This is a genomic window from Bifidobacterium sp. W8114, from assembly GCF_016101165.1.
GTDB classification, from domain to species: domain Bacteria; phylum Actinomycetota; class Actinomycetes; order Actinomycetales; family Bifidobacteriaceae; genus Bombiscardovia; species Bombiscardovia asteroides.
In genome coordinates this window covers 1-7697 of sequence record NZ_JACFRA010000012.1, presented here as the reverse complement: position 1 = coordinate 7697, position 7697 = coordinate 1, and the positions used below count along the sequence as shown (strand labels likewise).

The 7697-nt window shown below is 62.0% G+C and carries 11 protein-coding genes; 1 reads left to right on the top strand and 10 read right to left on the bottom strand.

Annotated elements, in window-relative coordinates:
• Positions 1-228: 228 nt before the first annotated feature.
• The 10 genes from H3T89_RS08750 to H3T89_RS08705 form a co-directional block, all read right to left on the bottom strand.
• Positions 229-729, bottom strand: a complete 501-nt coding sequence (locus H3T89_RS08750) for a hypothetical protein (RefSeq protein WP_015021892.1) — start codon at positions 727-729, stop codon at positions 229-231.
• A gap of 42 nt (positions 730-771) precedes the next feature.
• Positions 772-1929, bottom strand: a complete 1158-nt coding sequence (locus tag H3T89_RS08745) for an ABC transporter permease (RefSeq protein WP_029679089.1) — start codon at positions 1927-1929, stop codon at positions 772-774.
• Positions 1910-2638, bottom strand: a complete 729-nt coding sequence (locus H3T89_RS08740) for an ABC transporter ATP-binding protein (protein WP_015021890.1) — start codon at positions 2636-2638, stop codon at positions 1910-1912. Before H3T89_RS08740 ends, H3T89_RS08745 begins: the two co-directional genes overlap by 20 nt.
• An 11-nt stretch (positions 2639-2649) precedes the next feature.
• On the bottom strand, positions 2650-3504 hold the full coding sequence (locus tag H3T89_RS08735) for a hypothetical protein (RefSeq protein ID WP_198216879.1): 855 nt from the start codon (positions 3502-3504) through the stop codon (positions 2650-2652).
• An 11-nt stretch (positions 3505-3515) separates the two neighbouring features.
• The gene (locus tag H3T89_RS08730) at positions 3516-3908 is read right to left on the bottom strand and encodes a hypothetical protein (RefSeq protein WP_046323241.1); all 393 of its coding nucleotides are present in this window, start codon (positions 3906-3908) and stop codon (positions 3516-3518) included.
• 210 nt (positions 3909-4118) lie between these two features.
• A complete protein-coding gene (locus tag H3T89_RS08725) occupies positions 4119-4370 on the bottom strand; it encodes a hypothetical protein (protein ID WP_015021887.1) in 252 nt (83 codons plus the stop codon).
• A complete protein-coding gene (locus H3T89_RS08720; protein ID WP_015021886.1) occupies positions 4367-4966 on the bottom strand; it encodes a ParA family protein in 600 nt (199 codons plus the stop codon). The genes H3T89_RS08725 and H3T89_RS08720 overlap by 4 nt, the downstream gene beginning before the upstream one ends.
• The gene (locus H3T89_RS08715; protein ID WP_015021885.1) at positions 4957-5544 is read right to left on the bottom strand and encodes a WhiB family transcriptional regulator; all 588 of its coding nucleotides are present in this window, start codon (positions 5542-5544) and stop codon (positions 4957-4959) included. Before H3T89_RS08715 ends, H3T89_RS08720 begins: the two co-directional genes overlap by 10 nt.
• The gene (locus tag H3T89_RS08710; RefSeq protein WP_110417553.1) at positions 5541-6803 is read right to left on the bottom strand and encodes a helix-turn-helix domain-containing protein; all 1263 of its coding nucleotides are present in this window, start codon (positions 6801-6803) and stop codon (positions 5541-5543) included. The genes H3T89_RS08715 and H3T89_RS08710 overlap by 4 nt, the downstream gene beginning before the upstream one ends.
• A gap of 145 nt (positions 6804-6948) precedes the next feature.
• Positions 6949-7098 carry a hypothetical protein gene (locus H3T89_RS08705; RefSeq protein WP_014484172.1) on the bottom strand — a complete coding sequence of 50 codons (150 nt, stop codon included), beginning with the start codon at positions 7096-7098 and terminating at the stop codon, positions 6949-6951.
• Positions 7099-7352: 254 nt separating this feature from the next.
• On the opposite strand from H3T89_RS08705, the gene H3T89_RS08700 reads away from it, so the two are divergent.
• A complete protein-coding gene (locus H3T89_RS08700) occupies positions 7353-7628 on the top strand; it encodes a hypothetical protein (protein WP_198216878.1) in 276 nt (91 codons plus the stop codon).
• The last annotated feature ends 69 nt before the right edge of the window (positions 7629-7697 follow it).

Here is a 7697-nt window from a genome sequence, read left to right as displayed (position 1 = left end):
GATACCCCAACACCACACTCTGACCAACACACAACCAAACCCACACACAGAACCTAAAACAACGCGTTTAGTTCCTATAGGCCAACCATCTATTAAATTAAAATGGCTTGATTCCATTTCTATTGAGATGGGAACCAAGCCATATCTCATGCAACAGTAAAATGCATCAGAATACATCGTTATCTAATGCGATACATTGAGAATATAATTCTTAGTTATCCTAAGGTCTTAGGATGCCGGACAGTTTGCGGTGACGTCTTGTTGGATGCCGGAGGGGTCGCCGAGTTTGGCTTTGTCGATGTTGTCTTTGAAGAATCGTCGGGTCGCGTCATCGGCTCGGTCAGGGCTCATGAATCCCATCTCGGGGACTTTCTCCAGTTCCTTGAGCGCTTCTTCGCTGCGCTCCGGTTGAGAGGAATAGGTGTTGAGCCATTCCTTCTCCCACGCGCACTGGAAGAGATTGGACGCCTGGGTGTCTCCCCATCCTTGTTGGAAGGACGTGCCGGAATCCGACGGCATGGATTCAGGCGGGGTGTAGTCCTGGGGCCAGGAGAGTTTGCCGATGGATTCCCGGTATTCCTTGTTGATCTCGTCGTAGCCGACGATTTTCCTGGAGTCGCCCGCGCTCGAGACGTCGCCGTTGGTGCAGCTGGCGAGGCTCAGGGCGAGGATGCCGGCGCATGCCGTCGCCAGCGCTTTCTTGCCTGCGTTTGTGAGGGTGGATTTCATCTTGGTTGCATCTCCTTGTTGGTGATGTGTGTGGTGTTTGGGCTACCGCAGTGCCAGTGCCGGTTGGAGCCTGGCCGCGCGTATGGCGGGGACGAGGCTCCCGATGATCGAGGTCGCCAGCGCCGCCGAGACGGCTGCGATGGCGGCGGCGAGGGGGAACGCAGGGGGTTGCAGAGGCGAGTATGACGGCAGGAACGCCGGGAGCGCGCCTACCGCGCATGCCGATATGGCGACGGCCAATAGCGACACCGAAAGACCGATGATGAGCTGGCTTCCGATCACCAGGCCTATGAGGGATGCCCGCGTGGCGCCGAGCGCGCGTCTGACGAGGAGCTCGTGTGTTCTGGATTCCAATGACGCCAGGCCGATGTTGACGATGCCGATGGCCGAGACGAAGAGCAGCAGGATGGCGCAGACGCCGAACGCGATTTGCATGACCGCGATCACCGATTCGTAGCTTTGCGCGTTGTCGATTGTCTGAACGCCGGACACGGAGCCTCCTATGGAGTCGAACAGGATGTCCTCGACAACGGTCCTGACCCGTTGCTTGCCGAGTTGCGGGAAATCCAGCCAGAGGATGGTAGCGCTTCGCGAAACGATCCTCATGTATTGGGTCAGCGCTTGGGCGTTGACATAGATGGTCGGGTCCGTGCGTCCGTCGTTGACGACGCCGGTCACGGTGAACGGGGTCGCGATCGTGGTTTGGTTTGTCTTCGCGTATGCGGTGGAGTCCTTGGGAAGGTTCTGTTCCGCGGCGAGATTGACGACGATCGATGCGGTCGATCGTTCGCCGCCGGCGTACCAGCGTCCGGATTTCATCGGAAGGTTGTAGATGCTCGAATATCCGGGAGTGGTCGCCACGACGTCTCCCTTGATTCCTCCGCTTGACTGCGTTCCGGGAGAGAACGTGATGTCGGTATCAAGGTTGAGGATGATTGCCGTCTCATGGTTCTTGGCCGCGATTGCGTCGGCGAGGCGCGAGAAATCATCCGCGTCGCTCAGCCTCGGGCTGTTCATGGAAACGGTGACCAGCGGGGTGCGCCCGTAGAGTTGTTCGTTGATCGCCACCAGGTAGTCCTTGCCGATGGTTCCCGCGAGGACGGCGAGTATGACCGCCACGATCCCTATGAGCATCGACAGACCGGTGAGTGCGGATCGCAATGGGGCGAGCCGTAGATCCTTAATCAATTGACGGAGCATGGAGCTCGCCTCCGGACATGGTGTACGTGATGTCGCAGGTGGCGGCGAGATCATCGTCATGGGTGACGAGCAGCAAGGTCGTGGCATGTTCGCGCACTGCGTCCCGCAGCACCGAAAGCACCTCGCCGCTGGTCTTGGTGTCGAGTGCTCCGGTCGGCTCGTCGCAGATGAGAAGCTCGGGCTGGTTGACCAGGGCGCGGGCGATCGCCACCCGTTGCTGTTCGCCGCCCGAGAGTCTTTTCGGCAGTTCCCCCGCCTTGTCCCTGAGACCGACCGAAGCGAGCGCGGCAAGGCACCTGCGCCTGCGGGCCGAGGCGGAAGCGCCCGTGGCGCGGGGACGGCGGGCATGCTGGCCGTACCACAATGCCAGCTCGACGTTTTCGAGCGCCGATAGATGACCGATCAACGAATAGTTCTGGAACACGAAGCCGATGTGCCCGGCCCTCATGAACGAAAGCCGCCTGTCGGACAACGCGCCGACGTCTTGGCCTTTGTACAGGTAACGGCCGCTGAACTGCGTGTTCAGCATCCCGATGATGCTTATCAGGCTGGTCTTGCCGGCTCCCGACTTGCCCACTATCGAGTATGTCATGCCGGCGAACAGCTCCAGGGAGACGTCGTTCACCGTCGTGAGCCTGTCCTTGTTGCCCAGGGTCACGACGGCCGACACTCCCTGCAGGGCCACGAGCGGCTTCGTTGATTCAGACATGCGGTGCCGCCCTACTTGGATTGCGAATCCAGATCGGGAGGAGTGGCCGACACGGCGTCTCCCGCCTTCAGTCCCGAGGTGATTTCGATGCGGGCGCCGTCCGTGGCGCCCAGGCCGACGTCGAGAACCGTGCCGTCGGGACGGCGGACCTGTCCCTTCTGCAGTCTGCCGGCCACGGCGGTGACCGGCAGCAACGCGACGTCGTTGCGTGCCTGTGCCGTCACGACCAGTATCGCCGACTGTCCCGCCCTCACCAAGGAATCGGTGGGAATGAGGCAGGCGTAGGAATCGGAGATCGAAATCGTGGAGGACTGTCCCTCCGCTCCGGAGGATGCGTCCGAGGCCAATGGCACGACGCCCGAGCAGTCCGTCGGGCCGACGCCATCCGTGACCTGGAATTTCCCGGCGAAAGGAGCGTTGCCGACGGTCGCCACGAGATTGGATAGATCCCCGGTCAGGCCGAAGCCGTCGAAACGCAGGGTCACGACCGGATAGTTGGCGGGGACGGTCGTTCGCGCAGCGATCACGCTCACGACGGTCGCGCCCACGGGAGAAACCAATTGCCGGTTTTCGACACTTCCCAACACAGTCCCTTGCTCGACCCGCTGGCCGGATTCCACCGACGGGACGAAGACGCCGACCTTGGTCGCCAGCACGGCGAAATCAACGCCAGCGCCGACCTGCGCTTTCAAAGAACGCGTGGGAACGATGTCACCGGTCTCGACCCGCACCGTTTGCGCGGTCCGATTACTTAACGCACTTGCAGGTTGCTCTCCATACTGCTTGTTTTCAGTCGAAGAGCAACCTACAAGTGCAAGAGGTATCAGCAAGATGACAATCGCCCGCTGCATACGTCGAATATTCATCTTGACCTCTATTAGTATGTGAGGTTACCACCCCAATTAGTGTCGCAGAACCAAGTGCAAGCTCCCATTCTGCCTTGGAAGGCGAAACGAGTGCCAACGAGAATATTATCCCAAGACTTAGCTCCAACGGTATTCCACTGAAGTGAGTCCGTGAATTGCGGTCCTCCTGATGCCTTCATGTTACGAAGCCCGAGGCGCAGATAGTTTGACGGCATGTTATTCACTGATAGGCTGATAGGGCCGGTGAATGTATGCGTGCGTGTGTAGTCGTACTGCACAAGGCTGCCGGACTTATTGAGTTCTCCCGACACATAGGCATTATCGGCCCATGCTGTCCCCTCGCAACCGATAGCGAGGGCAACGGCAGCCGCACTTGCCGTAAGAAGTTTGATATGACGTTTCATGATATGCTCTCTTTCTCTGGGAAGTATGTCAATATGGAGGCCAAGTCAACCGCGTCTTAGCTCTCCCGATATCAGCGGATACCCTGTTTTCTGCACAGATGTCAAGTCATAAGCCTTGACGTTTGTCAACCGTGTTTCCCTTCGTTGTTTTGGCTTCAGACAACAGCCTAGCGCTAAAAGTATCGGTCTTGCCAGTGCGAATTGTTTTCCTCATTCATGGTTGCTGTCTAAGTGGTCGAGTTCGTGTTCGATGGCGTGGCGCAGGATCTGTTGCATGGGCGTGCCGTGTTCGGCGGCGGCGATCTTGAGGCGGTTCTTCAGACGGACGGGCAGGCGCAGGGAGAACATGACCAGTGGCTCGCCGGCGTTGTTCTGCCCGGCGGATTGCTTGTCTTCGGCCTGTTGGTCGAGGACTTTGTCGAAGGGCACGGGTCTGGGCAGTGGTTGGTAGTTGCCTTTCATGCCAGTTCCTCCTTGGCGATGCGCGTTAGTTCGTCGGCTAGGTCCCGGTATTCGTACAGTTGCTTGGGGTTTATGCCGAGCGAGGTCTTGATCGGTTGTCGTTTGGCGATGAAAGTGTCGAAGCGTGCGGTGTCGGTTTGTTCCAACGCGGCCAGGGTCTGGGCCCAGGCGTTGGTGTTCGCTTCGACGCGCACCGGCAGTAGGGCCGCCCTGGTGGCGCGTCGGGCGCGGTCGAGCGTGTCCCATGCCTGCTGGAGGTCCATCGGCGAGTCCGAGGTGGGCACGATGACGAAATCGGCCACGGCCAACGTCTTGTCGAGCAGCGGGCCTTGCGGAGGGGCGTCGATGATCGACCATTCCCTTGCGGCCGGGTCGCCGCCCAGATGGGCGAGGGTGGCCATGTTGGCCGGCAGCACGTCGAAGGGCAGCGGGTCTCCCGCTTGTTCGGCGGCGGCCGCCCATAGGCTGGCGCTGGACTGCGGGTCCGCGTCGTAGACCGCCACCTCGATTCCGCGCCGGGCCAGCACGGCGGCCAGATAGATGCAGCTGGTGGTCTTGGCCACCCCGCCCTTCGCGTTCGCCAACGCTACTCGCATGATGCTTCCTCCTTGGATTCGGGACCATTCGCCGGATCGCCGGCATGGTCGGTTGTTTGATTGCTTGATTGTCGGATTGCTTGATTGTCTGTTTGCATGATGGTTTGACGGTCATGCGGCTCATTCTTGGGTTGGGCGCGGCCTGCGGCGCGCCATCGGCGTTGCCCGCGTTCCATGCTGGCCTTGCCCCGGGCCGTGTCGAAGACTTCGGGATGGGCTTGGAGCCAGTCGACGAACAGGCCCCAGCGCCGGGCCCAGGGCACCGTGCGGTCGCGGCAGGGCACGCCGTCGGCTTCCGCTAGACGGGCGATCTGGCGCCGGTCGGTGCACGAGCGGCCGCCGTACAAGCCCCATTCCAGGCCGGCGGCACCGGCGTAGGCCAGGCATTCGGCCCTCACCGGGCAGTCGTGCTCGCATACCGACGCGCCCGCCTGTCGGAACACGCGGGCCAGGGGATGCTTGTCCTCGAACTCCAGGCCCCACATCAGGTCGGCCCACGGCTGCGGGAAATCCGCGCAGCATCCCATGTTCTTCCACGCCTCCGGCGAACGGGGCGCGGCATCCGCTATGCCGGTCATGCCTTGGCCTCCTCGTGGGATTCCTTGTCTTCGGCGCGGTCGGTTTTCTCTAGGCCGATGGCGTGGCTGGCTTGGTTGCGCCGGTCGTAGGCGCACACCGGACACTCTGCCTGCTTGGTTTCGCCGTCGAGGTGCGCCTGGCACAATGCGATCGACAGGATGCCGCCGCCGTAGACCGGCACCCGCCAGGCCAAGCCCGAACTAACCGCCACCGGCCGGTCTGGATCATGGACCGGCGTGAGCTCGGCAGCAGCGGCATGGCTGCCGGAATGCTGCGGACCTCGTGCCCGCTTGGTGTGCATGTCGAGGCTGACCTGCGCGAAGTAGCGTTCGACCATCGTGCCGTCCACCAGCCATGAGATCCAGCGCGGATTGCCATACGCCCAATCAAGGATCGTCTCGACCTCCGTCAGAGAGCGTTCCATCAGCAGCTCGTGGACCTTGCGTCGGTCTCGCATCGACGCCGGCCTGGCTGCCTTCGGGTCGATGGCCGCCACACGGTCATGGATCAGCGTCAGCACGCGAACCTCCTGCAGGGCCCGGGAACGCACCCGCTCGTCCGCATCCTCCGCCCCTGGCGTCCACAGCGGATCGCGTACGCCCTTGGGAGGCAGCGCCAGACGCCAATCCGGTGCATCACGCTCGCTTCGCTCCTCCTCGGGTTGTTCCCCGGCGAGGGGAATGTCCCCGTAGGGGACAAGGGGAGCATTGGTTATCACTTGTCTATTGGGTGACATGACGTCACCTCTCTTCGGACAAGATGTCACCTCACCGGCGGGATCGCCCTGGGGTGACATTGTGTCAGGTGACACTGCGTCAGGTGACGCCATGTCACCCCGCGCGCACTCCTTGCTCCGCGATGGTTCGGCTGTACTGGGTTTCGCTGGAACGTCCTTGCCTGCGTCGGTCTCGCCGGGATCGGTGATATCCTCCGGCTCGGTCTGCGCGCCCTTCATCACCACGTCCCACACCTTGGAACGATGCCCCCTGGGGATGGGCTCGTGGCTGCGGGGATTGCGCGCGGCCAGCTCCTGGTCACCCTCGCGCAAGTAGCCCAGCTCCTGCAAACGTTTCAACGCGCGCAGCACGGAACGGCGCGTGCAATGGCAATGTGCCGCGATGGTGTTGACCGACGGCCACGCGCCGCACCCGTCGTCGTAATACGCCCTTCGCGCCAGATACACCAACACGAACTTCTCCGACAGGCTCAGCCGCTCGTCCTGCAACTGCCACGCCCACTGCTCCGCCGGCCCGCTCATCGCGCATCCTCCTCGCGACCCCCTGGCATCATGGAGCCGTTCGCCGATGCGGTCGCCCAACGCGGCCGCGCGGCACAACGCCCACACCGCCAGCAGACACACGACGATTGCGACGACGGCCACCGCCGCCACAGCTCGGCCCATCTCAGGCGCTCCGGCGACGACGGCGCGACGAGCGCGCGGGATGAAGCAACACCGCCAGCAGGTGCGCGCGGGCGATCCGCACACGCAGCGACGGGATGGTTTTCATGGCTCCCGCCGCACGCGGGGCGGAAGCGATGGTAGGATTGGTCATTGCGATAACTCTCTTTCAATGGAGGGCGAATCCCGGGACTCATGTCACTTGAATCGCTCGGAATCCCGCCCAAGGTTGTCGATCAGCCCCGCACCAAGCGCCAACACGGTGCGGAGCGCTTTCGTTTTCCATGTTTTTCCCGGCCCGGTTCGACCAGACCGAACCGGGGAGGCGGTCGTATTGCGCAACCAAGCGCGCCGCCCATAGCATGGTGCGCACAAGCCCCCAAGGGCACGCGAGCGAAAGGAACGGACATGACCGGCAACACCACGGCAAGGACACAGGCCGTCGAACTGGGAGAGCACCTGCGGGAAGTCGCCGCATGGAACGTGCGACTGCACCTGGCCAAGGAAGAACTCGAACAGCAGGCCCTGTGCGAGGCGGCCGGCGTGACCAAGGCCACCATATCGGCCAGAATGAACCTCGACGCCGCATGGGACCTCAACGCCATCGCGGCCGCGGCCGTCACCCTCGGCATGCCTCCGGCCGAACTGCTCGACGACACGCTGTACGAGGGCTATAGGAACTAAACGCGTTGTTTATGTTGGGGGTTTGGCCTTGTGGCTGTAAGCGTGTTGGGTGGTTGTTAATAGGTCGGG